Source organism: Kitasatospora sp. MAP12-44 (assembly GCF_029892095.1).
Taxonomy (GTDB): Bacteria; Actinomycetota; Actinomycetes; order Streptomycetales; family Streptomycetaceae; genus Kitasatospora.
Genome location: NZ_JARZAE010000004.1, coordinates 6208213 through 6230940 on the forward strand (window position 1 = coordinate 6208213; position 22728 = coordinate 6230940).

Here is a 22728-nt window from a genome sequence, read left to right on the forward strand (position 1 = left end):
CAGCTTCGCGCTATGGGCGTTGCGGGTTGCGCATTTTCGTCAGCAGCGCGAGCAGGGTGTCCTGTTCCTGCGGATCGAGGCCGGCGAACAGGCCGGAGGCGTGCAGCCGCGTTCTGAGCGCCTCCCACAGCTCGTGTCCTTGTTCGGTGAGGACCAGGGTGCGCTTGCGGCCGTCGGCGGGGTGAGGCTGACGGGCGACGAGTCCCATGCTCTGGAGTTTGTCGGCGGCGAGGCTCACCGTGGAAGGGTCGCAGTGCAGGCGGGCTGCCACCTCCCGCATCGTCGGCGGCTCGGTTCCCGGGGCAAGCGCCCACAGCGTGCCGGCGACGGAGGTCGGGACCCCGAACTCGCCGAGCACCTGGGCCACAACCCCGTCCGCGGCGTTTCCCACCTCCACCAGAACACGGACGATCTCGGCCTTCCGCTCGACGTCCGCACGGTGAGCCACCGCTGCCTCCATGTCACTACCCACAGTCACTACCCACAGTCATGCCGCCATGATACGCTCCCAATATCAATGAGAAACTCAATGATATTGGAGGAGCAGATGGTCGACAGTCACGACGGCGAGACGGTGCTCGTCACGGGCGGAACCGGCTACCTGGCCGGCTGGGTGATCGCGGGCCTGCTCCAGCGCGGCTACCGGGTGCGCACCACCGTGCGCAGCCTCGACAAGGCGCAGCAGGTGCGCGACGCCGTGAGTGAGCAGGCAGGCGGGCAGGCGGCCGGGACCATCGAGTTCGCGGCTGCCGACCTTCTCGGCGACGACGGCTGGGCCGAGGCGACCGCGGGTGCCGACTACGTGCTGCACACCGCCTCGCCGATGCCCTTCGGCTCGGGCGTGGACCTCATCACCACCGCACGTGAGGGCACCCGCCGCGTCCTGGGTGCCGCCGCGCGTGCCGGGGTCAGGCGTGCCGTGTTCACCTCGTCCGGCGTCACGGCCGACACCGGCGACCTGGACACGCCCGCGACCGAGACGGCATGGACCGAGCCGTCCGGCACCCCGCTTCGCGCGTACCCCGATTCCAAGATCCTTGCCGAGCGCGACGCTTGGGATCTCGCCGCCGCGACCGGGCTCGAACTGACCGCCGTCCTCCCGACGTTCATGCAGGGCCCGATGCTGGGCACAACGAGCAGGCCGGGAACGGTCGAGGTCATCCGCCGCCTGCTCGCCGGCAAGCTCCCCGCCGTGCCGAACATCGGCTGGAACGTCGTCGACGTGCGCGATATCGCCGAGCTTCACATCCTCGCCATGACGAGCCCGGCCGCCGCGGGCCAGCGCTTCCTCGGTTCGGGCACCTTCCTGTGGTACCGGGACATCGCCCGCATCCTGCGCGAGAAGCTCCCGGACGAAGCCGCCAAGGTGCCCGTGCGCACCATGCCCGACCTCATCGTCAAACTGCTCGCGCGGCGCAACCCGCAGCTGGCGATGCTGCGACCCGAGCTCGGCCGTATCAGGCTCGTCGACAGCGGCAAGGCACGCACCCAGCTCGGCTGGCATCCCCGCCCCACCGAGCAGACGATCATCGACACCGCCACCGCGCTCCTCGCCCAATCACGAGAGGGCCAGACAGCATGATGTTCCCACCGGTGCAACGCACTTCCGTTCCCGGCTACTCGCTGACCGAGCGGGGCAGGCGCTGGAACCTGGCTCGCAGCTTCATGGCAGCGGAGGGTCTCGACGGATTGGTCGTCTTCGGCGAAGGAGACGCAGGACCTGCACCCTTCGCCTTCGACAGCTGGTTCACCAATGATCGACCGGGCGTCCTCCTTGTCTTTCCCCGCGACCGGACACCCACAGCGCTCGTGCCGATCCCGACGTTTCTCTTCGACCATCGAGAGGCAGTGCAGCGAGGCGACGAACTGTGGCTCGCCGCGGACGACTTGCGTCTGGGCCGGCAGTCCCATCAGCTCGTCCAGGCCTTGAAGGACCTGGGGATCGGCAACGGATCCATCGGGGTCATGGGCCTTGACCCCTACCTTCCCGCGCATCCCGAAGGGCGAATCCCGTACCCGTTCTGGGACACCGTGTTGCACCAGCTGCCCGGCGCCGATTTCCGCAATGTCGGGCACGCGTTCGCCCGCCTGATGATGCCGCTGAGCGACGAAGAGATCGCCGTGGTGCGTCATGCCGCCCGCGTCGGTGATGCGATGGCAGAGGCCATGGTGGCCACGGCCGCACCGGGCGTGTCCGAGGCCGACGTGTTCGCCGCGGCCATGGCCACCGCGTACCGGCACGGCACACTCGCGCCCCACCTGCACTTCTGCTCGGGCCCGGCACCATCGGCATCCGGACAACCCGCGTGGGGCTACCGGCCGCAACCACCGCGCATCCTGCGGGAAGGCGACCTCATCGCCACCGAGATCTTCAGCAATTTCGGCGGCCGTCAAACGCAGCACCAAGCCGCCATCGCCGTCGGCGAGGTCCACCAGACGATCGAGCACGTCGCCCGGATCGCGAGCGAGTGCTACGCCGCCGGCCTGGCGACGCTTCGCGCGGGCGCGACCTTCGGGGAAGTCTCCGAGGCCATGCTGGCGCCCGCCGAGGCAGTCGGCGCCTGGTTCCGTGGCCCTCAGCTCCACGGGCTGAACCCCTATGGCGCCTTCAGCCGCATCCCCGGGGGACCCATCCAGGCCGAAGGCGGCGACCTGTACCCGATAGCGGCCCCACGGCCGGCGACGTTGGCTGACCTGACCCTTGAGCCCGGGATGTCCTTCGCCTTCGAACCGAGCTGCGGAATCGGCGACCACATGGTCACCCTCGGCGGGACGGTTCTCGTCGGCGGAGACGAGCCGGTCGAGCTCAACCCACTGACCGCGAAACTGCTGCGGGCCGCATAGCGCCACCGGCTCGAACCTCAACCGCAGCATCGGGACGCAGCATCGGGACCCAACCTGCCGGGGCAGATCACGCCGGGCTGGCGGATGCGGGCTCGTTCAGCGGAACGCGGCGATATTGCGCGCGGCCCAGTCGGCGAACGGGCGCGGGGCGCGGCCGAGGATCCGCTGGACATCCGGGCTGACGCGCAGTTCGGCCGGGTTCGGGGAACCGAGGATGGCCAGGGTGTCCTCGGCGAGCTCCGCCGGCATGCTCTGGGCCATGGCGGCCTTGGCCTCGTCGCGGGTGAGGTCGTGGAACCGCACTGGCGAGCCCAGCGCGGCGGCGATGGCCTGTGCCTGCTGGCGCGGGGTGATCACTTCCGGGCCGGTCAACTCGTACACGCCGCCGGTGTGCCGGTCCTCCAGCAGGCAGGCCGCCGCGACCTCGGCGATGTCCGCCGGATCGATGATCGGCACCCCGACGTCGCCGAAGGGCGCGGCGACGACCCGCTGCGCGCGGACGGACTCGGCCCACCACAGGGCGTTGGAGGCGAAGCCGCCCGGCCGCAGGACGGCCCACTCCAGGCCGGATTGACGCAGCACGTCCTCCAGTGCGCGCATCGCGATCCGCGTTGCGCCAAAGGGCCTGGTCGCCACGCCCTGCGTGGAGAGCAGGACGACCCGGCGGACCCCGCTGGTCGCGGCTTGGCCGATGATGTCGGCCGGGCTGGCTCCGGCGGCGTGCAGGTCGCCGGACAGCAGCAGGAACAGCGCTTCCGCTCCGGTCAGTGCGGGCTCAAGGCCGGCCGGCTCGGCCAGGTCGGCCACCACGTGGCGGACGCCGTCCGGCACCGCCGCCGGGTGCCGGGACACCGCCGTCACCTGCTGGCCCGCCTCGGCCAACGCCCGCGTCAACGGACGGCCCACATTCCCGGTAGCCCCGGTCACCACGATCATGTACAGCTCCTTGTCCGATGTCCTCTGTGGCCTTCACGGTAGGAGCCGGGCTAACAATTGGTAAGGACATACCTTTAGGTAAGCTCATCACGTGACGGGAAGCGCGCAGCACACACGGGCCGAGGCGGAGAAGCGGTATGACGTGTTTCACACCGACTGCCCCGCGCGCGACGTGGTCGACCACGTGACCAGCCGGTGGGGCATCTGGGTGTTGATCTCCTTGCAGAGCAACGACCTCCGGTTCTACGAGCTGCGCGAGAGCATCCACGGCATCAGCGAGAAGATGCTCGCCCAGACCCTGCGCGCGCTGCTCCAGGACGGCCTGCTCTGGCGGGAGGTCGAGCCGACGACGCCGCCCCAGGTCACCTACGGGCTGACCGAGTTCGGCCGGGACGTCGGCGAACCGCTGGCGGAGCTGTTCGACCGGATTACCCGGCGGCTCCCGCCGCGCAACGCGGGATAGGAATCGAACCCGGAGCTCACCCGTGCGTGGCCGCAATCCAGTTCAGGCCCGGTTGTCCGTCTCCGATCCGAGGGCGGCCGCGCTGGCCTGCAACTCCCGCAGCGCCGTGTGCGCGATCTCGGTGTACGGCTGGCGGTTCTCCGGTTCCGCCCAGCGGGCGAAGGCGGTACTGAAGGCGAGGACGCCCACCTCGGAGGCCAGGCGCGCGGCGGTGTCGTCGGCTCCGCGTGCTCGCAGGGCGTCGGCGATGGCGGAGCTGAGGCCGGAGCGCTTGAGGAGCTCCCGTTCCCGCAGTTCGCCGGTGTCAGCGATGATCGCCCGGCGCTGAAGGGCGAGGTCGTGACGCTCTGGCGTGAACGCGGGGGCGGCGGAGTCCAGTGCCGCAACGAGGCAGGCAGCGATCGTCGCCGAAGGCGCGGCGGCCCCGATCGCGTCGCTGAAGCGTTGTGCCAGCACGTCCTGCCCGCCGAACAGCACTTCTCGCTTGTCGGCGTAGTGCCGGAAGAACGTGCTCTTGGTCAGTCCCGCGCGATCCGCGATCTCGTTGACGGTGGTGGCGTCGTACCCGCGCTCGGAAAACAGCGCCAGCGCGGCGCGCTCCAGGCGCTCACGCGCGTTCGGTTCCCATCTGGCCATGCGGACATCCTAAGTGATGGCACCTGGTCCCATCACGCGCTACGGTGAGGGAAGTGACGGGATCGAGTCCCATCACTTGGGTCGGCCGGGCCCTGCCCTGCCCTGCCGCGCCCCCACCACACGCTCCAGGGAGTCACCATGCGCATCTTCATCACCGGCGGAACCGGTCTCATCGGCTCGGCCGTCGTCGCCGAACTGCTCTCCGCCGGACACTCGGTCACCGCCCTCGCCCGCTCCGACGCCTCCGCGGCGCACGCCAAGGCCGCCGGCGCCGAGGTGCTGCGCGGCGCACTCGCCGACCTCGCCGTGCTGCGAGCCGGCGCGGAGCGGGCCGACGGCGTCATCCACCTCGCCTTCAGCAACGACTTCAGCTCGCCCGAGGCCCTGGCCCAGGGCGTGGCCGAGGAGGCTGCCGCGCTCGCGACGCTCGGCGACGCCCTCGTCGGCACGGACCGTCCGCTCGTCACCGTGGCCGGCACGCCCTACCTGCCGGGGCGCGCTTCCACCGAGGACGACGCCCTGCCGACCGAGGGGCCGGTCGCCGGCCGCAGCCGGTCGGTGACCCGCGCGCTCCAACTCGCCTCCCGCGGCGTGCGCAGCTCGGCGGTACGGCTTCCGCGCACGGTCCACAACCAGGGCCGGGGCGGGTTCGCCGGGCTGCTCACCGACATCGCCCGCCGTACCGGCGTCGCCGGCTACCCCTCGGACGGCGCGCAGCGCTGGCCCGCCGTCCACGCCCGGGACGCGGCCGTGCTGTTCCGGCTCGCCCTGGAGCAGGCCCCGGCCGGAAGCTCCTGGCACGCCGTCGCCGACGAGGGCGACGCGGTCCGCGACATCGCCGCGGTCATCGGCCGACGGCTGGGCCTGCCCGTCGAGTCGGTACCGCAGGAGAACTTCGGCCCCCTCGGCCCGATCTTCGCGGCCGACCAGCCCGCGTCCAGCGCCCACACCCGCGCCACCCTCGGCTGGCAGCCGACCCACCCGAGCCTGCTCGCCGACCTGGAGAACATCGAACCCTGAGACCCGCCGGGACGGCCCTGACGCCCGACCGGCACCCGACCGCGCTCCGCGCAAGCACGACTGCTCGGGCAGGTGCCGGCGATCGAGTCGGCGCACCCGAGCCTGATGTCGGCGGATCGCGGCTTCTTCGGCTCCCGACCGTTCAGCCGGGCGAATGAGCTGCCGGCCCGGCAGGGCGCGCAGCCGGTGGACTGGCGGCTGCCGTAGGACCGGAACGGGCCGAAGCTCACTCCAACGAGTGAACCGGGGGCGGGAGTTGCCCCTGCTGCGCGCTGTTCGCATGAGGATGGCGGCAGTCGAGAGCGACAGCCTCCCCCGGTCTCGTGCGGCCGACGGCCGCCGGTGGGGTGACGATCCGTGGCGCGCTCTCATTCACCACTTGTGGGGGTTCCACCGTGCCGTTCGCTGTTCGTTCCACCCGTAGTCTCTGCGCCGTGGTCGCCGCCACCGCCGCCACCGCGGTGCTGGCGCTGCCGACCCCGGCGGGCGCCGCGCCCGAGCCGGGCAGTGCCAGTGCCGTGACTGCCGAACTCGCTCTGCGCGTCAGCCTGTTGAACAGTGCGATCCAGGTGCCGGTGGACATCGCGCTGAACAAGGTGCAGTCGCCGGCGCAGCACAGCGGCTCGGTGCTGACCGCGACGGTGGACGGCGTGGACCAGCAGGGACCGGTCACCCTGGTCAAGGCGGACATCGGCAAGTCGGTCACCCATGTCGACGCGCAGGGCGCCTCGGCCTCCGTCCAGCTGGTCAACGCCGATGTGCACGCACCGGGGCTGCCGCTGAGCACGCTGCTCGGACTCCAGGCGCTCAGCAGCGAGGTCAGCTGCCCGGTCGACGGGCCGCCGACGGCGAAGGTGACCGCGCCGGCGCAGCTCACGGTGCTCGGCAAGTCCGTCACGCTCAGCCTGTACGGGTCGACGCATGTGGCCATCCCGGGGATCGGCAGCGTGGACATCAGCTACTCGCCGCACACCACGACGTCCAGTACGGCGGCGGCCTCGGCGCTGGAGGTGAGCATCGCGCTGAATCCGCTGCAGCTCAATGTGGCGAAGGTGGACGGGACGATCACGGTCGCCTCGGTGAGCTGCCAGAAGCCGGGCGGGCCGGCGACCGCGCCCTCCGGGTCCGCCTCTTCTGCCCCCTCCTCTACTACTGCGGTCCCTGGCGGCGGGGGGTACCGGCGTGGCGCAGGTGGTGGACACGTCGGCGGCCGCTGCCGCGCCCGCGGGCTCCACGGCCAAGCCGCAGACCGGGCAGTCGCTCGCCTTCACCGGCAGCAGTGGCACCGGAACGATCGCGGGTGGCGCCGCCGCGCTGCTCGTGGTGGGCGGCGGTGCGCTCTGGGCGGGCCGGCGGCGCCGGTCGGCGGCCCACCGCCACTGAACTCCGTTCCCCCGTTCGGCCCTGTCATGTCCGCTGGCACTCTCGGAGAGTGAGGGTGCCATTTCGGACGGTTGGTTCACATGCTGGTTACATAAGAGGAACAACGGGGAAACGGCGGTTTGCGACGCTACGCGGGCACCCACCACTCAAGTTGCGAGGTAACCGCCGTGGCTATCAAGGCCGAGTACATCTGGATCGACGGCACTCAGCCGACCGCCAAGCTCCGTTCCAAGACTCGGATCCTGGCCAACGCCGACAAGCTGCCGACCTGGGGCTTCGACGGTTCCTCCACCAACCAGGCCGAGGGCCACGCCTCGGACCGGGTGCTCGCCCCCGTCGCGTCCTTCCCGGACCCGATCCGCGGCGGTGACAACATCCTCGTCCTGTGCGAGGTCAACGAGACCGACGGCACCCCGCACGTCTCCAACACCCGCGCCCTGCTGCGGCCCATCGCCGAGCAGTTCGCGGCGCAGGAGGCGATCTTCGGCATCGAGCAGGAGTACACCTTCTTCAAGGGCTCGCGCCCGCTCGGCTTCCCCGAGGGCGGCTTCCCGGCCCCGCAGGGCGGTTACTACTGCGGCATCGGCGCCGAGGAGGTCTTCGGTCGCGAGATCGTCGAGCTGCACATGGACCGCTGCCTCGCGGCCGGCCTGGCGCTCTGCGGCATCAACGCCGAGGTCATGCCCGGCCAGTGGGAGTTCCAGATCGGCCCGGTCGACGCGCTGACCGTCTCCGACCACCTCTGGGTCGCCCGCTACCTGCTCTACCGCACCGCCGAGGAGTTCGGCATCGACGCGACGCTGGACGCCAAGCCCGTCCGCGGCGACTGGAACGGCGCCGGCGCGCACACCAACTTCTCCACCAAGGCCATGCGTGAGGGCTACGACGCCATCATCACCGCCTGCGAGTCGCTCGGCGCGAGCCAGGAGACGGTCCTGGAGCACGTCAAGCAGTACGGCTTCGGCATCGAGTCCCGGCTGACCGGCCAGCACGAGACCGCCCCGTGGAACGTGTACTCCTACGGCGTCTCCGACCGCGGCGCCTCGGTGCGCATCCCGTGGCAGGTCGAGGTCGAGAAGAAGGGCTACATCGAGGACCGTCGCCCGAACGCCAACGTCGACCCGTACGTGGTGACCCGCCTGCTGGTCAACACCTGCTGCTCGGCGCTGGAGAAGGCCGGCCAGGTCTGATCCGCCCGCACTGACGACACGTCCGCCGGCCCTTCCCACCTCGGGGAGGGGCCGGCGGTCTCGTTACGCCCCGGCTTCGCTACCGGCGTGCGCTGCGCCCGCGCCCGCGCCCGCGGCCGCGCTGCGCGCCGCCACCGCCCGGACGATGCCCAGGCTCGCCACCGCGCCCAGCACCCCGAGTACGCCGCACCCCCACCACAGTGCGCTCGGGCCGAACCCCGTGTAGACGGCGGCCCCGAGGGCGAGCGCGACGAAACGGGCCAGCCCGTGCGCCCAGTTGGCCGCCCCCTGGTAGCGACCGTGCGCACCGGCCGGGGCCAGGTCGGCCGTGATCGCGGTGACGATCCCGCTCGCGCAGACCTCGCCGATACTCCAGACCACCACCGTCAACACGAACTGCCACGTGCTGTGGGCGACTCCGGTGAGCCCGACGCCCACCGCGATGAGCGTCGACGCCACCGCCCAGACCCGCACCCGGTCGAACCGCGCGAACCAGAATGAGGAGAACGGCTGCAGCGCCACCACGATCAGCGCGTTCACCACGCAGACCAGTCCAAAGGCGGTGGCCGGCAGCCCGTGGTCGCGGATCGCCAGCGGGAGGGTGAACTCGGTCTGCGCGTACAGGGCTTGGGAGACCGCGATGAGGGCCACCAGCGCGAGCATCAGCCGGTCGCGCAGCACGACCCGGTAGCCGCGGTCCCCCTCCGCCCGGACGTCCCCGCCGACGTCCCCAGCCACCCGCGGCGGCCGGTCGGACTGCACCCGCCGGTCCGCGCGCGGCAACCGGGCGGCGACCAGGCCCGCGTACGCCAGGCAGGTCAGCGCGTCCAGGCCGAAGAGCAGCCCGTAGCCGTGCTCCAGCAGGAACCCGCCGATCGCCCCGGCGACCGCCGTCCCCACGTTGATCGCCCAGTGGTAGAGCCCGAAGGCCACCATCCGGCGGGCCGGCGGCGCCGCGTCGGCCACCATCGCGCTCGACGCCGGCGGGTGCAGGCCGCCCGCGGCGCCGAGCAGCGCGGCCGCCGCCCCGAGCGCCGGCAGGTTGGGCGCGACGAAGAGCACGCCCTGGCTGACGGCGGTGGCCACCAGGCCGACCAGCAGCGCCGTTCGGCCGCCGAGCCGGTCGTTCATCAGCCCGCCCAGGACCGGCCCGACCAGTCCGCCGATTCCCAGCGCCCCCGAGATATAGGGGATGCTGTCGGCCGGCACCTGGCGGGTGGCGAGGAAGAAGACCAGGAACGGCACCACCATGTTGCCGATCCGGTTCACGGCGGTGCCGCCGATCACCACCCAGAAGGGCTCGCCGTACCCGCCGAACCGCTCGGCGAACCGGCCGGCCAGCCGCCCACCGGTTGGGGGTGGTGGCGGGGAGGTGGGCAGCGGAGAATGGGGCTTCAGGAGCTGGCGGGTCATGCGGGAATCGTGCGACGGAGTGGGACATTCCCACCATTCATTCGGTCAGGTCCGAATCCAAAGGGGGTTTCGTGCTCGAACTGACCTTCTCGGCCCGCGATCTGGCCTACACCCGGCTCGCCGTCTCGCCGATGTGGGAGGTGGTGACCAGCCTGCGGACGCTCAACTCGCCCGCGCCGCGCCCGCTGCACCGCCGCTGGGTGGCCCGCACCCGCCCCCGAGTGGCCGAGGCGGGCCTCACCAGCGGTCTGCTGGCCGGGCTGATCCCCGAGCACGGCTACCTCCCCGACTTCCTGAACCCGCCGCCCGAGACGGCCGAGCCGACGCTGGCGGTGGAACTCGACCGGATCGCCGCCACGCCGTACGAGCGGATCCGCGCGGAGCTCACCCGCCTGCCGTCCTGGACCCCGGCCGTCCGGTCCCTGCACGACGACCCCGGCGCCGGGCTCGACCGGCTGCTCCCCGAGATCGACGCCTACTGGGAGGCCGCCCTCGCCGCGCACTGGCCGCGGCTGCGCGGCGTACTGGAGGCGGACGTCCTGCACCAGTCGCGCCGGTTCGCGGCCGAGGGCTACGCGGCGGTGCTGCGCGAACTGCACCCGCAGGTCGGCTGGGGCGACGAGATCCTGACGCTTCAGACGTGTTGCGGCGGCTCGGGTGAACTCGAGGGCCGGGGACTGCTGTTGATGCCGTCGGCGTTCGTCTGGCCGTCCGTCCTGGTGGTCAACGTGGCGCCCGCGGCCGCCCAGCTCTGCTATCCGAGCCGCGGGGTCGGTGCGCTCTGGGAGCAGGCCGCGCCGGAGGTGCCGCAGGCCGTCGCCGCCGTCCTGGGCCGCTCCCGCGCCCTGCTGCTGACCGAGCTCTCCGCGCCGGCCTCCACCACCGAACTCGCCCGCCGCACCGGCATGTCGGCGGGCGGCATCTCGGAGCACCTGACCGCCCTGCGCGCGGCCGGCATCGTCTCCTCGCAGCGCTCGGGCCGCTCGGTCCTCTACCGGCGCACCTCGGTCGCCGACACCCTGCTCGCCGCCGCCGGCGCTTAGCTTGATCTTTAAGACCGGCCGGCAAATGGTGGGCGGCGTCGCGGGCCGATGGCTGTCGCCTGGACGGCTTCTCCTCAGTCGCCGCAGCTCCGCTGCTACTCCCTCGTCGGCACCGCCCAGACTCGGCCCTCGACCCGCTCCTTCACCCACCCACCATTTGCCGGTCGGTCTAAGGCTGCTACTCCGCCGAGCGGTTCAGGCGCTGGGCGGCGTGCTCGCCGCGCGGGCCGACCGGCTGGGTGCCGGAGGCCTGGCCGAGCCCGTACGCCGGCATGTTGACGTAGACGCTCTCGTGCCGGCCCGCCGGGACCAGGTAGGTCTCGTGCCAGATGCCGACGGCCTCGGCGGCCCGTGCGTTCCGGTTGAACGCCTGCCAGGCGGGCCGGTGTTCGCGGTCGGCCGCGCCGGCGTAGGCGATCAGGCGGTCGGCGTCCGTCCAGTACTGGACCAGGGTGATCTCGCGCAGTCCGCCACCGACCATGGTGCGGGCGCCGAGCAGCCCGGACTCGGGGTCGGCGAACAGCTCCCGGAGCATCTTGGGCATCGCCATGACGACCGGCCACCACTGGCGGACCGCGCGCCAGCGGTTGATCCGCATGCCGATCAGGAACACCACCAGCTCGCCGTCGTGCGCGTCGGTGACTCGTGCGGCGGCGGGCTTCTCGGACGGGCGGACAGCCATGGGTTCCTCCGGAGTCAGCATGGGATAGCGTCACTATCCCTCCTTGAGGGGATAGTGGCACTATCCTGAGGACCTGTCCAGGGCTTCACTGCCGACCACTCCCCGAAAGGGCGCCACCCTATGAGGCTGTCCGAGCTCAGCGCCCGCAGCGGAGTGCCGACCGCGACGATCAAGTACTACCTGCGGGAGGGGCTGCTGCCGCCCGGCGAGCGGGTCTCGGCCTCCCGGTCCGACTACGGCGAGGCGCATCTGCGCCGGCTGCGACTGGTGCGCTCATTGATCCAGGTGGGCGGCATGTCGGTGGCCGGGACCAAGGGCGTGCTGCAGGCGGCCGAGGACGACTCGCTCGACCAGCACGAGCAGTTCGGCGCCGCCCAGCGGGCCCTGCTGGAGGAGCAGGGGCCGCAGGCCGTCCCGCCGGAGCCGGGCGAGCACGCCCAGGAGACGGTGGACGAGCTGCTGGAGGAGCTCGGCTGGGAGCGGTGCCACAACGCCCCGGCGTACTGGATGCTGGTCGGCGCGGTGGCTTCGCTGGAACGGCTCGGCTACCCGTGCGACCTGGCCCAGCTGCGCCCCTATGCCGCGGCCGTGCTGCCGGTGGCCAGGTTCGACCTGGAGGTGGTCAGCGGCTACCCGGCCGGGGATGAGCGACTGGAGGCGGTGGTGGCGCTGACCGTCCTCAAGGAGCCGGTCCTGCTGGCGCTGCGCCGGATCGCCCACACCTATCTCTCCGGCGCGAACTCCTGATCATCCGTCAGAACTCGCTCCAGCGCGGCCAGGAAGCGGTCCGTGGTCGCACTGTCCCGGACGGCGATCCGCAGCCAGTCGGGCCCGAGTCCGGGGAAGGTGTCACCGCGGCGCACCGCGAAGCCCGCCGCACGCAGTCGCACCCGGACCCTTGCGGCGTCCGGCAGTTCGATCAGGACGAACGAGGCGGCCGGCTCGCCGTGCACCCGCACGGCCGGGAAGGCCGCCAATCCCTTGAGCAGGTGCGCGCGTTGCTCGCCGCACAGTTCGGCGGCGGCCTCCGCCTCGGCCAACGCGGCCGGGGCGCTGCACAGTTCGGCGGCGGCCAGCGCGGGGGTGGAGACCGGCCAGAGCGGTTGGGCGCGGCCGAGCTCCGCGATCAGCTCGGCCGGCCCGAGCACATAGCCGATCCGCAGTCCGGCCAGGCCCCAGGTCTTGGTGAGGCTGCGCAGCACCACGACCCGCCCGGGCAGCGGGTGCCATGAGGCGAGCGACTCGCGCTCGCCGGGAACGGTGTCCATGAATGCCTCGTCCACCACCAACGTGCGTCCCTCGCGGGCCAGTTCGGCCAGCGCTGCGGCCGGGTGCAGGATCGAGGTCGGGTTGGTGGGATTGCCGATCACCACCAGGTCCGCCTCCTCGGGGACCGCGCCCGGGGAGAGCCGGAAGCCGTCGGCGGGGGAGAGCAGCACCCGGTCGACGGTGTGGCCGGCATCCCGCAGTGCGGCCTCCGGCTCGGTGAACTGCGGGTGCACGACGACGGCGTGGCGCGGTCGCAGGGTCCGCGCCAGCAGGACGAACGCCTCGGCGGCGCCGGAGGTGAGCAGCACCTCCTCGACGGGTCGCCCGTGCCGGGCGGCCACCGCGGCGCGGGCGGCGCTCTGCTCGGGGTAGGCGGCCAGGTCGGTGAGGGTGCGGGCGATCCGCTCGCGCAGCCAGTCGGGCGGAGTGCCGGTGCGGACGTTGACGGCGAGGTCGACCAGGCCGGCGGCCCGCACCTCGGCGTCACCGTGGTGCCGCAGGTCCGGGCCGGCCGGTGCCACGCTGGCGATGGCGACCGTGGCCAGCGCCGACTTCCGCTTGGGGAGCAGGAGTTCGCCGCCCCCGAGCAGCGCGGCCGCCTCCGCCACACTCGCGGTGCCCGCCGCCGCCCGTACCGCCGCCGACGGGTGCGGCACCGCGACCCCGGCCAGCTCCGCCGCCGGGTACCCGACCAGCGTGACCCCCAATGCGCTTGCCGCGTCGCGTAGTCCGGGCTCTGCGGCGCGGCTCTCGACCGTCGCCAGCCCGGCGACGTCGCTGGCCGCGACTCCCGCCTCGGCGAGCGCGGTGGTGATCAGCCCGAGCACCTCGTCCTCGCCGACCCCGCTGCTCGCGCCGACGCCTACGACCACTCGCACGCCGCTGACCATTGATTTTCTCCCTCCGCGCCCCGGAATCCCACCACGGGCCGCGACAGCGAGTCAATCAAGCCGAACGGCGTCCGCCGGCCCGGCCTGCCTGGGCTGATCGGCCGGTGGCATGCTGTGCGCCATGGGGGACTACGAAAGATCGGCCCAGCCGACTTCTGACGCACAGCTGCTGCTGCACACCGACCCGCCCTTCGACGGCCTGCTACCCGGGGAGCGGCTGCTCTGGACGGGCCGTCCGACCGGCGTGCGGTGGCTGACCCTGGAGAACGCGTTCGCGTTGATCCCGCTGCTCGCCCTGCTCCCCCTGGCCGCCGCCCCCAGGGACACCGCGGGCAGCATCATGCTGGCCGTGTGGTCGGTGCTCGCGCTGGCCTTGGGCTGGCAGGCACTGATCCGGGTCCCCCAGCTGGCGCGGGCCGAGGTGTACCGGATCACCGACCGCCGGGCCCTGACCACCCGGGCCGGGCTGACCTGCTCGGCGTGGCTGGACCAGCTGCCCCCACCGCTGCGCCGCGGCACCGACCTGCGCTTCGACGGCCGACGACGGGACCCGCTGATGCAGCAGCAGGCCGCCCGCACCGACATCGCGCTGCTGCCGGTCTTCCGGCGCCTGGCGGACGCGGACCCGGCCCATGCGGTCGCCCTGGAGGCCCACTTCCGCCTCCCGGAGCTCCCCCCGCTGCCGGCCCCGACCGGCGCCCAGCGCGTCCCGGTGCCCGCAGCCGTGGCTCTCGCGCCCGGCGAGCAGGTGCTGTGGTCCGGCCGGCCCGAGAGCGTCCGCTGGTGGTACGACGCGGCGGACGTCGGGCGGTCGGTGTTCGGGTGCGTCTTCTTCGTCCTCGGCGCGGCCGTGGGCGTGCTGGCCGGTGTGGGAGCCTGGCCCGTCCTTGTCTTCCTGCTCCCCCTCGGTGGCTATCAGGCGATCGGACGTGTCCTGCTGCGCCGGGCCAGGATCATGCGTTCCAGCTACGTCCTGACGGACCACCGGCTCGTCGTCTGCTGGCGGCTGCTGTCCACGGTGGTCATCGACGAGCCGCTGACCGCCCTGCTGCCACCGGTCCGGGACGGTGACGACGTGTTCACGGCGCGCGCCGACCGGCGCAGGCGCGGCCGGAACGACAGGGTGGCAGCCGATTGGCCGGCCGCCCCCAGGCAGCCCCCGAAACTGCTCGGCCTGCCCGACCCCGCCGAGGCCGCCGAGGCGATCGCGCTGGCCCAGTCGGCGGCCCGCCGTCCACCGGTCAACGACGCGCTACTGCACAGGCGTTGAGCTCGCGCTGCGGACGAAGCGCTCGGCCAGCTGCGGCGCGCCCGCCCAGTGGACGTGCAGGTAGGAGGCGTGCACGGTGGCGGAGGTGAAGCCCTCGGTGTGCGGGGCGCCGGTGGGGGTGCGCCAGGCCCAGGCGGGGGTGGGGCCGGCGGCGGGGGTGCAGGCGGTGCGGTGGAACTCGTGGCCGCGCACCCGGGTGCCGGTGACCGCCAGCGGGCTGTCGTGCAGCGCGACGGCCTCGCGGTAGCCGAGGGTGAGCCGCTCGGTCATGGTGGCCGTGGAGTCCAGTACGCCGCACATCGCCAGGCCGTCCAACTCCCGCCCGAGGTAGAGCAGTCCGGCGCACTCGGCGGCGATCGGCGCACCGGAGGCCGCCAACTGGGCGACCGCCGCGCGCAGTCGGGCATTGGAACTGAGCTCCGAGGCGTACACCTCGGGAAAGCCCCCGCCGATCACCAGTCCTGACGTACCGTCAGGTAGCGCGGTGTCGTGCAGGGGATCGAAGGGCAGCACCTCGGCCCCGGCCGCTGCCAGCAGTTCGGCGTTCTCCGCGTACGAGAACGAGAACGCCGCCCCGCCCGCCAGTGCGATCCGCGGTCGCTCGCCACTGATCGCCGCCACCTCGGCGGCCGGGTCCCAGGGCTCGTCACGGATCGGCGGCGCAGACCGGGCCAGCGCCAGCACAGCCTCCAAGTCGACCGACGCGGCGATGAGTTCACCCATGTCGCGGACCGCCTGGACGGCCTGCGCGGAGCGCTCCACCACCGGGACCAGGCCCAGGTGCCGGGACGGGGTGGCGACCGCCGCGTGCCGCCGCACCGAGCCCAGCACCGGCACGCCCGAGCCCTCCTCGAGCGCCTCGCGCAGCAGTTGCTCGTGCCGGTCGGAGGCGACCCGGTTGAGGATCACCCCGGCGAGCCGCACCTCGGGATCCCAGGAGGCGAAGCCGTGCACCAGCGCGGCCACCGAGCGGGACTGCGAGGAGCCGTCCACCACCAGCACCACCGGTGCCCGCAGCAGCTTGGAGACATGCGCGGTGGAGGCCAACTCGCCACGCCCGGAAGCCCCGTCGAACATCCCCATGACGCCCTCGACCACCGCCACGTCGGCCCCCGCCGCGCCGTGCAGGAAGAGCGGCGCGATCCGCTCCGGCCCGCACAGGAAGGCGTCCAGGTTGCGCCCGGGCCGCCCGGTGGCGAGCGCGTGGTAGCCGGGGTCGATGTAGTCCGGGCCGACCTTGTGCGGCGAGACCTCCAGGCCGCGGGCGGCCAGCGCCGCCATCAGCCCGGTGGCCACGGTGGTCTTGCCCGCACCCGAGGAGGGCGCGGCGATGACGAGACGGGGGATGTCCATCGTGCTAGACGCCTACCACTCGATCCCGCGCTGGCCCTTGCGGCCCGCGTCCATCGGGTGCTTGACCTTGGTCATCTCGGTGACCAGGTCGGCGAGTTCGATCAGCGGCTCGGCCGCGTACCGGCCGGTGATCACCACGTGCTGCGAGCCGGGGCGGTCCTTCAGCACCGCGACCACCTCGTCCACGTCCACCCAGCCCCAGTGCATGGGGTAGGTGAACTCGTCCAGCACATACAGCCGGTAGGTCTCGGCGGCGAGGTCGCGCTTGACCTGCTCCCAGCCCTCCTTGGCGGCCTCCTCGCTGGACTCCATCCCGCGCTGCACCCAGGACCAGCCCTCGCCCATCTTGTGCCAGGCGACCGTGCCGCCCTCGCCGGAGGCGCCCAGCACCTTCAGCGCGTTCTCCTCGCCCACCTTCCACTTGGCGGACTTGACGAACTGGAACACCCCGATCGGCCAGCCCTGGTTCCAGGCCCGCAGCGCGAGGCCGAAGGCGGCGGTGGACTTGCCCTTGCCGGGGCCGGTGTGCACGGCGGTGATCGGCTGGGTACGGCGCTGACGGGTCGTCAGACCGTCCTCGGGAACGCTGGTCGGCTGTCCCTGCGGCATGCTGTCACGCTGCCTTTCGCTGCTGGGGCTGGGCGGAGGACTTGGTGGGGGACTTGGCGGAGGACTTGGTGGAGGAGGGGCGATGGGCGTGCACCAGGGCGGCCACGCCCTCGGCCCGCAGTTCGTCCAAGGTGACGGCGGCGGCGCCGAGTTGGCCGGCCAGCGTGCGGGCCAGGCCGAGTCGGACATGGCCCGACTCGCAGTCCAGCACCACCGCGGCGGTGCCCTGCGCGGCCAGCAGGGCGGCCGCCCGGCCGGCGTCGGCCAGCGCGGCGCGGCCACCGGTGGCCCGGCCGTCGGTGACCACCACCAGCAGCGGCCGGCGGTGCGGGTCACGCAGCCGCTCCAGCCGCAGCACCTCGTGCGCCCGCAGCAGGCCGGCCGCCAGCGGGGTGCGGCCGCCGGTGGGCAGCTGCTCGAGCCGGGCCGCGCCGACCTCGACGGAGGAGGTCGGCGGCAGTGCCAGCTCGGCCCCCGCGCCGCGGAAGGTGATCATGCCGATCTTGTCGCGGCGCTGGTAGGCGTCCATCAGCAGCGACAGCACCGCGCCCTTGACGGCGGTCATCCGCTGGCGGGCCGCCATCGAACCGGAGGCGTCCACCACGAAGAGCACCAGGTTGGACTCCCGGCCCTGGCGCACCTGCTCGCGGAAGTCGTCGTGCCGCAGCACCAGCGCCCGCCCGTCGCGCCCGCGCGCCACCTGGTGCGGCGCGGCGGCCTGCAGGGTGGCGGCCAGGTGCAGCCGGGTCAGCTGACCGGCCGGACGGCGCGAGCGGACGGTCTGCCCGCCGTCGGTCTCGGCGGGGGAGCGGCGGCCGTGGGCGCCCTTGCCGGTGCCGGGCACCTTGAACAGCTTGGTCCGGTAGGGGTCGCCGGCCGCCACGGGGGCGGACTCGCGGGGCGAGCCGGGCTTGGGGATCTGCGGGGGAGCGTCCTGCGAAGGTGCCTCCCCGGCCGGCGCGTCGCCGGGGTCGGAGGAGGAGGGCTCGGGAGCACCGCCGCCATCGTCCGGACCGCCCCCGTCCGGCCCGTCGTCCTCAGGCCCATCCCCCTCCTCCGGCTGGTCCGCGTGCTCCTCCAACGTCCGGTCCAGCTGCTCCTCGTCCAGCCCGGGCGCGTCGAACGGGTTGCGCCGGCGCCGGTGCGGCAGCGCCAGCTGCGCGGCCTTGCGCACATCCTCCTCGCTCACCGCCGTCCGCCCGTCCCAGGCGGCCAGCGCGACGGCCGTGCGGGCCATCACGATGTCCGCGCGCAGCCCGTCCACCTCGAACGCCGCGCAGACCGCGGTGATCTGACGCAGCGCCGCGTCGCCCAGCTCGACGGCGGGCAGCAGCGCGCGGGCCGCGGTGATCCGCTCGGCGAGCGCGAGCTCCTCGGCGTCGTAGCGCCGCGCGAACGAGGCCGGGTCGGCGTCGTAGGCGAGCCGGCGGCGGACCACCTCGGCCCGCTCCGCCGGGTCACGGGTGGCCGCGATCTCCACCGTCAGCCCGAACCGGTCGAGCAGCTGCGGCCGCAGCTCGCCCTCCTCCGGGTTCATCGTCCCGACCAGCAGGAACCGCGCGGCGTGCCGCACCGACACGCCCTCGCGCTCGACGTACGAGCGGCCCATCGCCGCCGCGTCCAGCAGCAGGTCCACCACGTGGTCCTGCAGCAGGTTCACCTCGTCGATGTAGAGCACGCCGCGGTGCGCCCGGGCGAGCAGCCCCGGCTCGTACGCCTTGACGCCCTCGGCCAGCGCCCGCTCCAGGTCGAGCGAGCCGACGATCCGGTCCTCGGTCACGCCGACCGGCAGCTCGACCAGCTGCGCCGGTCGGTCCAGCGGGACGGCCTGCGGGTGCGCCCCGTCCGGGCACTGCGGGTCCGGCGCCCCCGGGTCGCAGGCGAAGCGGCAGCCGTCCACCACCGCGATCGACGGCAGCAGCCCGGCCAGCGCGCGCACCATGGTCGACTTCGCGGTGCCCTTCTCGCCGCGGACCAGCACCCCGCCGACCGCCGGCGACACGGCGTTGAGCAGCAGCCCGAGCCGCAGATCGGCCATCCCCACGATGGCGGTGAACGGGTATCGGACGTCGCTCACAAGCGGTCACCTTCCATAGCGCGGACGGCCGGTGCCCCCGGCGGCACGAACGGCAGGCCGTCGCCGGCGCCGCCCTCGATCAGCCGCCACAGGGCATCGGTGTCCGCGTGCTCCTCGATCAGATCTCCCAGCCGGTCCAGCCGGGCCTCGCGCGCGGCGGCGAACGAGGTGTCCGGGGCCGGCACGAACCGCCGCCGGGCCAGCGCCGCCACCTCGCGCAGCAGAGCCCGGCGGAAGCCGTCGTTCTCCAGCGCGCCGTGCCAGGTGGTGCCCCACACCGCGCCCTCCCGGCAGCCGTCCAAGAACGGTGCGCCGCCCTCCACCGTCACCACCCCGTGGTGGATCTCGTACCCCTCGACCCGCTCGCCGAAGGCCTCGCCGACCGGTCGGCCGAGCACCTTCTCGACGCCGAACACCACCCGGGTCGGCAGCAGGCCGAGCCCGCCGACCGCGCCGGCCTTCGACTCGACCTCGTCCACGATCTCGTGCGCCAGCATCTGGTAGCCGCCGCAGACCCCGAGCACCGGCTGCCCGGCCGCCGCGCGCTCGCGCAGCGCCCGCTCCAGGCCGCGCTCGCGCAGCCAGGCCAGGTCGGCGACGGTGGCCCGGGTGCCGGGCAGCACGACGAGGTCGGCGTCGGCCAGCTCCTCGGGCCGGGTCGCCCAGCGCACCAGCACCCCGGGCTCCTGGGCCAGCGCGTCCAGGTCGGTGAAGTTGGACAGCCGCGGGAACCGCAGCACGGCGACCCGCAGCACGTCGGCGCCGTACGGGCCGGCGACGTCGTCGCGGTCCACCACGGTGGAGAGGTCGAGCGAGTCCTCGGCGTCCAGCCACAGGCCCTTCAGCATCGGCAGGGTGCCGAGGACCGGACGGCCGGTCAGCTCCTGCAGCATGTCCAGGCCGGGCTTCAGCAGCCGGGCGTCGCCGCGGAACTTGTTGACCAGCCAGCCCGCCACCAACCGCTGGTCCTCGGCGCTCAGCAGCGCCAGGGTCCCGAACATCGCGGCGAAGACCCCGCCGCGGTCGATGTCGCCGACCACCACGACCGGCAGGTCGGCGGCCCTGGCCAGGCCCATGTTGGCGATGTCGCGGTCGCGCAGGTTGATCTCGGCGGGGGAGCCGGCACCTTCGCAGACCACCACGTCGAAGCGCTGGCGCAGGTCCGCCAGGCACTCCAGCGAACGCTCCAGCAAATAGGGTTTGCGCTCCCGGTAGTCGAGCGCGCCGACTTCCGCGACGGGCCGCCCTAGCAGCACCACCTGACTGCGGCCGTCCGCGCCCGGCTTGAGCAGCACCGGGTTCATCGCCGCCTCGGGCTCCACCCGGGCGGCGGCGGCCTGCATCACCTGCGCCCGGCCGATCTCCGCGCCGTCGGCGGTGACCATCGAGTTGAGCGACATGTTCTGCGCCTTGAACGGGGCGACCCTCACCCCCTGCCGGACCAGCCAACGGCAGATCCCGGCGGTCACCACGCTCTTGCCCGCGTCCGAGGTGGTCCCCGCGACCAGCAGTGCGTTGCTCATATCCGTCCCCTCCGCAGTGCCGACACGGCGAACCGTCCGGCCACCGTCACCCCCAGCGCCAGCAGCCCGACCCGGCGCGACAGCACGCAGGCCCGCTCGATGTCGTCCACGGCCACCGCCCGCAGCTCGCCGCCGAGCACCGGCCGCTCCTCCACCCGGGAGCCGTACCGCAGGGTGCCGCCCAGCCGGACGCCCAGCGCGCCCGCGAACGCCGACTCGGCCTGCCCGGCGTTCGGGCTCGGGTGTGCCGAGCCGTCCCGCCGCCAGACCTGCCAGGCGGTCCGCGGCGAGGGCGCGGCGGCCACCGTGAGCAGCGCGGTCAGCCGGGCGCCCGGCCAGCCGGCCACGTCGTCCAGCCGCGCCGCGGCCCAGCCGAACCGCCGGTAGCGCTCCGAGCGGTGACCCACCATCGCGTCCAGCGTGTTGACGGCGCGAAAGGCCAGCAGCCCGGGGGTGCCCGCCAGGGCGCCCCAGACCAGCGCGTTGACCACCGCGTCCGCGGTGTTCTCGGCCACCGACTCGACCACCGCGCGGGCGATCTGCGCCTCGTCCAGGCTGCTTGGATCACGCCCGCAGAGGTGCGGCAGCCGCTCCCGAGCGGCCGTCAGCTCGCCTGCCCGCAGCGCGCCGCCGATGGTGCGCGCCTCCCGGGTGAGCGAGGTGCCGCCGAGCACCGTCCAGGTGGCCGCGGCGGCCGTCAGCGCCCGGGCCCGGCCCGCGAGCCGATCCGCCGCCACCGCGCCGGCCGCGACGGCGCCCACGCAGAGCGCGGTGTGCAGGGCGCCCGCGCCGCGGTGGTCACGCCAGAGCGTCCGTTCGGCCCGGCCGGCCGCCTGGCCGAAACCCGCTACCGGGTGGCCCCGCCGGGGATCGCCGAGCGCGACGTCGGCGGCATATCCGGCCACCGCGCCGACGGCGTACGGGAGCGTGCGGCGGGCAGCCGACATGGCGTGCGTGTCCTCACTCAGGGTCCGCGCCCTGGATCGACGTAAACGGGGCGAGAGTCTCCTGGCTTCCGGGTGCTGACACACGCTCGGGTCTTCCAACGGCCCTGTGGCGGACCGCCGTGACATGGGCCCCTCCTGCCCGATGGCGGGCAAGGAGGGAGTTCGAGCGTGCTCCCCGGTGACAGTGGCGGGACCGCGCCGGATTCGCACCGGCTTCCTCTGTTTGCCTCCGATTGGCCCCAGGATCCCATCACGTGCCGCAACCGGCAGTCAACCAGGCCCCCGGAGTGGTTGATCACACCGGACGGAACCGTCATTACCTCCGAGTAGCCCCCGCCCTCCCGGTCAGGGCGTTGGCGAATCGTCCAATACCCGCTCCGGGCCCGCCTTGCGGCTTCGTGCGTTCAGCGGGTGCGACCGCGCGCGCCCCGCCCCTAGCGTCGAGCCATGCGACGCAGCAGAACGCCGGCCCCCACCCCGGTCCCCTTCTCCCCCCAGGCAGCCCGAGCCCACCGCGCCGGGCTCGGCCTCACCCCCGACCAGGTCGCGGCGGGGATGGCCGCGCACGGCGTCCGCCTGCTGCCGACCCATGTGCTGGGCTGGGAGGGCGGCGTGATCCGGCCGACCGAGGAGGAGTTCATCGCGCTGGCCCGCGCGCTCTGGTGCCCGGCGGTCCAGCTGATGGGGGTGCGCCCGGACAGCCTGCGCGACTTCCGGGTGGCCCGCGAGCTCAGCCAGGAGCAGACGGCCCGCCAGCTCGGCCTCGGGCTGACGTCGTACCAGGCGGCCGAGCTCAGCGGCCGCTGGAAGGGGGACGAGGCGCAGACCCTGGCGCTGGCCCAGGTGCTGGGGCTGACGCTGCGCGACGTGATCCGGGTGACGGGGGTCGCCGAGGAACTGGACCAGCGGCTGCGCCAGTGCGTGGACGGCCGCTGGCAGGCCCAGCTGAAGGCGGTGGGACGCCTGGTCCCGGCCCCGCGCGACACGCTCGCCGGGGTGCTGGCCGCGCTGCAGGGCGAGTACCAGGTCAACTCCTACTGGGGCTCCAGCACCCCGGACGACCAGCAGCCGCCGGCCGAACCGCTGGAGCAGCGCTTCTGGACCCTGCTCGCCGCCGCCGGCACCGACATCCCCGTCTAGGACCCAGACGGGCACCGGACGGCGGCGCTGCGGTGGCCGC

At 73.3% G+C, this 22728-nt stretch carries 22 protein-coding genes, 1 pseudogene and 1 riboswitch; of the genes and pseudogenes, 11 read left to right on the forward strand and 12 right to left on the reverse strand.

The genetic code is table 11. From position 1 onward, the window contains the following. Positions 1-10 precede the first annotated feature (10 nt). Entirely contained in the window at positions 11-448 is a 438-nt protein-coding gene (locus P3T34_RS28470) for a MarR family transcriptional regulator (RefSeq protein ID WP_280668885.1), read from the reverse strand. Between the two features lie 99 nt (positions 449-547). Here P3T34_RS28470 and P3T34_RS28475 point away from each other — a divergent pair, with 99 nt between their 5' ends. Both P3T34_RS28475 and P3T34_RS28480 read left to right on the forward strand, forming a co-directional pair. Next, positions 548-1582 carry an NAD-dependent epimerase/dehydratase family protein gene (locus tag P3T34_RS28475; protein ID WP_280668886.1) on the forward strand — a complete coding sequence of 345 codons (1035 nt, stop codon included), beginning with the start codon at positions 548-550 and terminating at the stop codon, positions 1580-1582. 11 nt (positions 1583-1593) lie between these two features. Further along, positions 1594-2844 carry a M24 family metallopeptidase gene (locus P3T34_RS28480; protein ID WP_280668887.1) on the forward strand — a complete coding sequence of 417 codons (1251 nt, stop codon included), beginning with the start codon at positions 1594-1596 and terminating at the stop codon, positions 2842-2844. 96 nt (positions 2845-2940) lie between these two features. Here P3T34_RS28480 and P3T34_RS28485 read toward each other — a convergent pair whose 3' ends face one another. Continuing rightward, the gene (locus P3T34_RS28485) at positions 2941-3780 is read right to left on the reverse strand and encodes an NAD(P)H-binding protein (protein WP_280668888.1); all 840 of its coding nucleotides are present in this window, start codon (positions 3778-3780) and stop codon (positions 2941-2943) included. A 142-nt stretch (positions 3781-3922) separates the two neighbouring features. Here P3T34_RS28485 and P3T34_RS28490 point away from each other — a divergent pair, with 142 nt between their 5' ends. Then, a complete protein-coding gene (locus tag P3T34_RS28490; protein WP_280668889.1) occupies positions 3923-4243 on the forward strand; it encodes a helix-turn-helix domain-containing protein in 321 nt (106 codons plus the stop codon). 42 nt (positions 4244-4285) lie between these two features. Here P3T34_RS28490 and P3T34_RS28495 read toward each other — a convergent pair whose 3' ends face one another. Next, positions 4286-4879 carry a helix-turn-helix domain-containing protein gene (locus tag P3T34_RS28495; protein WP_280668890.1) on the reverse strand — a complete coding sequence of 198 codons (594 nt, stop codon included), beginning with the start codon at positions 4877-4879 and terminating at the stop codon, positions 4286-4288. 138 nt (positions 4880-5017) lie between these two features. Between P3T34_RS28495 and P3T34_RS28500 the strand changes: the two genes are divergently transcribed. Continuing rightward, the gene (locus P3T34_RS28500) at positions 5018-5899 is read left to right on the forward strand and encodes an SDR family oxidoreductase (RefSeq protein ID WP_280668891.1); all 882 of its coding nucleotides are present in this window, start codon (positions 5018-5020) and stop codon (positions 5897-5899) included. Between the two features lie 60 nt (positions 5900-5959). Then, a pseudogene (locus P3T34_RS28505) lies at positions 5960-6106 on the forward strand (uracil-DNA glycosylase); the annotation flags it as partial. A 19-nt stretch (positions 6107-6125) separates the two neighbouring features. Here P3T34_RS28505 and P3T34_RS28510 read toward each other — a convergent pair. Then, positions 6126-6797 carry a hypothetical protein gene (locus P3T34_RS28510; RefSeq protein WP_280668892.1) on the reverse strand — a complete coding sequence of 224 codons (672 nt, stop codon included), beginning with the start codon at positions 6795-6797 and terminating at the stop codon, positions 6126-6128. 296 nt (positions 6798-7093) lie between these two features. On the opposite strand from P3T34_RS28510, the gene P3T34_RS28515 reads away from it, so the two are divergent. Beyond that, on the forward strand, positions 7094-7282 hold the full coding sequence (locus P3T34_RS28515) for an LAETG motif-containing sortase-dependent surface protein (RefSeq protein WP_280672457.1): 189 nt from the start codon (positions 7094-7096) through the stop codon (positions 7280-7282). Between the two features lie 167 nt (positions 7283-7449). Next, positions 7450-8472, forward strand: coding sequence for a glutamine synthetase (glnII, locus tag P3T34_RS28520; RefSeq protein WP_280668893.1), 1023 nt, complete (start codon positions 7450-7452; stop codon positions 8470-8472). Positions 8473-8535: 63 nt separating this feature from the next. On the opposite strand, the gene P3T34_RS28525 is transcribed toward glnII, so the two are convergent. Then, positions 8536-9885, reverse strand: coding sequence for an MFS transporter (locus P3T34_RS28525; protein ID WP_280668894.1), 1350 nt, complete (start codon positions 9883-9885; stop codon positions 8536-8538). Between the two features lie 71 nt (positions 9886-9956). Between P3T34_RS28525 and P3T34_RS28530 the strand changes: the two genes are divergently transcribed. Continuing rightward, a complete protein-coding gene (locus P3T34_RS28530) occupies positions 9957-10928 on the forward strand; it encodes a DUF5937 family protein (protein WP_348534705.1) in 972 nt (323 codons plus the stop codon). Between the two features lie 178 nt (positions 10929-11106). Here the strand turns inward: P3T34_RS28530 and P3T34_RS28535 are convergent, their stop codons facing one another. After that, entirely contained in the window at positions 11107-11610 is a 504-nt protein-coding gene (locus P3T34_RS28535) for a DUF4188 domain-containing protein (RefSeq protein ID WP_280668895.1), read from the reverse strand. Between the two features lie 120 nt (positions 11611-11730). On the opposite strand from P3T34_RS28535, the gene P3T34_RS28540 reads away from it, so the two are divergent. Then, entirely contained in the window at positions 11731-12357 is a 627-nt protein-coding gene (locus tag P3T34_RS28540; protein WP_280668896.1) for a MerR family transcriptional regulator, read from the forward strand. On the opposite strand, the gene cobC is transcribed toward P3T34_RS28540, so the two are convergent. Continuing rightward, positions 12333-13769, reverse strand: a complete 1437-nt coding sequence (gene cobC, locus P3T34_RS28545) for an Rv2231c family pyridoxal phosphate-dependent protein CobC (RefSeq protein WP_280668897.1) — start codon at positions 13767-13769, stop codon at positions 12333-12335. The two genes, P3T34_RS28540 and cobC, sit on opposite strands and share 25 nt — an antisense overlap. 121 nt (positions 13770-13890) lie before the next feature. Here cobC and P3T34_RS28550 point away from each other — a divergent pair, with 121 nt between their 5' ends. Further along, entirely contained in the window at positions 13891-15039 is a 1149-nt protein-coding gene (locus P3T34_RS28550) for a hypothetical protein (RefSeq protein ID WP_280668898.1), read from the forward strand. On the opposite strand, the gene P3T34_RS28555 is transcribed toward P3T34_RS28550, so the two are convergent. Genes P3T34_RS28555 through P3T34_RS28575 form a run of 5 tightly spaced genes read right to left on the reverse strand, consistent with a single transcriptional unit; the run spans position 15022 to position 21548 of the window. Then, entirely contained in the window at positions 15022-16392 is a 1371-nt protein-coding gene (locus tag P3T34_RS28555; RefSeq protein WP_280668899.1) for a cobyrinate a,c-diamide synthase, read from the reverse strand. The genes P3T34_RS28550 and P3T34_RS28555 overlap by 18 nt on opposite strands. Before the next feature lie 12 nt (positions 16393-16404). Beyond that, positions 16405-17001, reverse strand: coding sequence for a cob(I)yrinic acid a,c-diamide adenosyltransferase (gene cobO / locus P3T34_RS28560; RefSeq protein ID WP_280668900.1), 597 nt, complete (start codon positions 16999-17001; stop codon positions 16405-16407). A gap of 4 nt (positions 17002-17005) precedes the next feature. Next, positions 17006-19039 (reverse strand): putative cobaltochelatase, encoded by a 2034-nt coding sequence (locus P3T34_RS28565; RefSeq protein WP_280672461.1) that lies wholly within the window; start codon positions 19037-19039, stop codon positions 17006-17008. Between the two features lie 35 nt (positions 19040-19074). Further along, on the reverse strand, positions 19075-20601 hold the full coding sequence (locus P3T34_RS28570; RefSeq protein ID WP_280668901.1) for a cobyric acid synthase: 1527 nt from the start codon (positions 20599-20601) through the stop codon (positions 19075-19077). Then, entirely contained in the window at positions 20598-21548 is a 951-nt protein-coding gene (locus tag P3T34_RS28575; protein WP_280668902.1) for a cobalamin biosynthesis protein, read from the reverse strand. Before P3T34_RS28575 ends, P3T34_RS28570 begins: the two co-directional genes overlap by 4 nt. Before the next feature lie 30 nt (positions 21549-21578). After that, a riboswitch (cobalamin riboswitch) is annotated at positions 21579-21814 on the reverse strand. Positions 21815-21995: 181 nt separating this feature from the next. Here P3T34_RS28575 and P3T34_RS28580 point away from each other — a divergent pair. After that, positions 21996-22688 carry a helix-turn-helix transcriptional regulator gene (locus P3T34_RS28580; protein ID WP_280668903.1) on the forward strand — a complete coding sequence of 231 codons (693 nt, stop codon included), beginning with the start codon at positions 21996-21998 and terminating at the stop codon, positions 22686-22688. Positions 22689-22728: the final 40 nt, after the last annotated feature.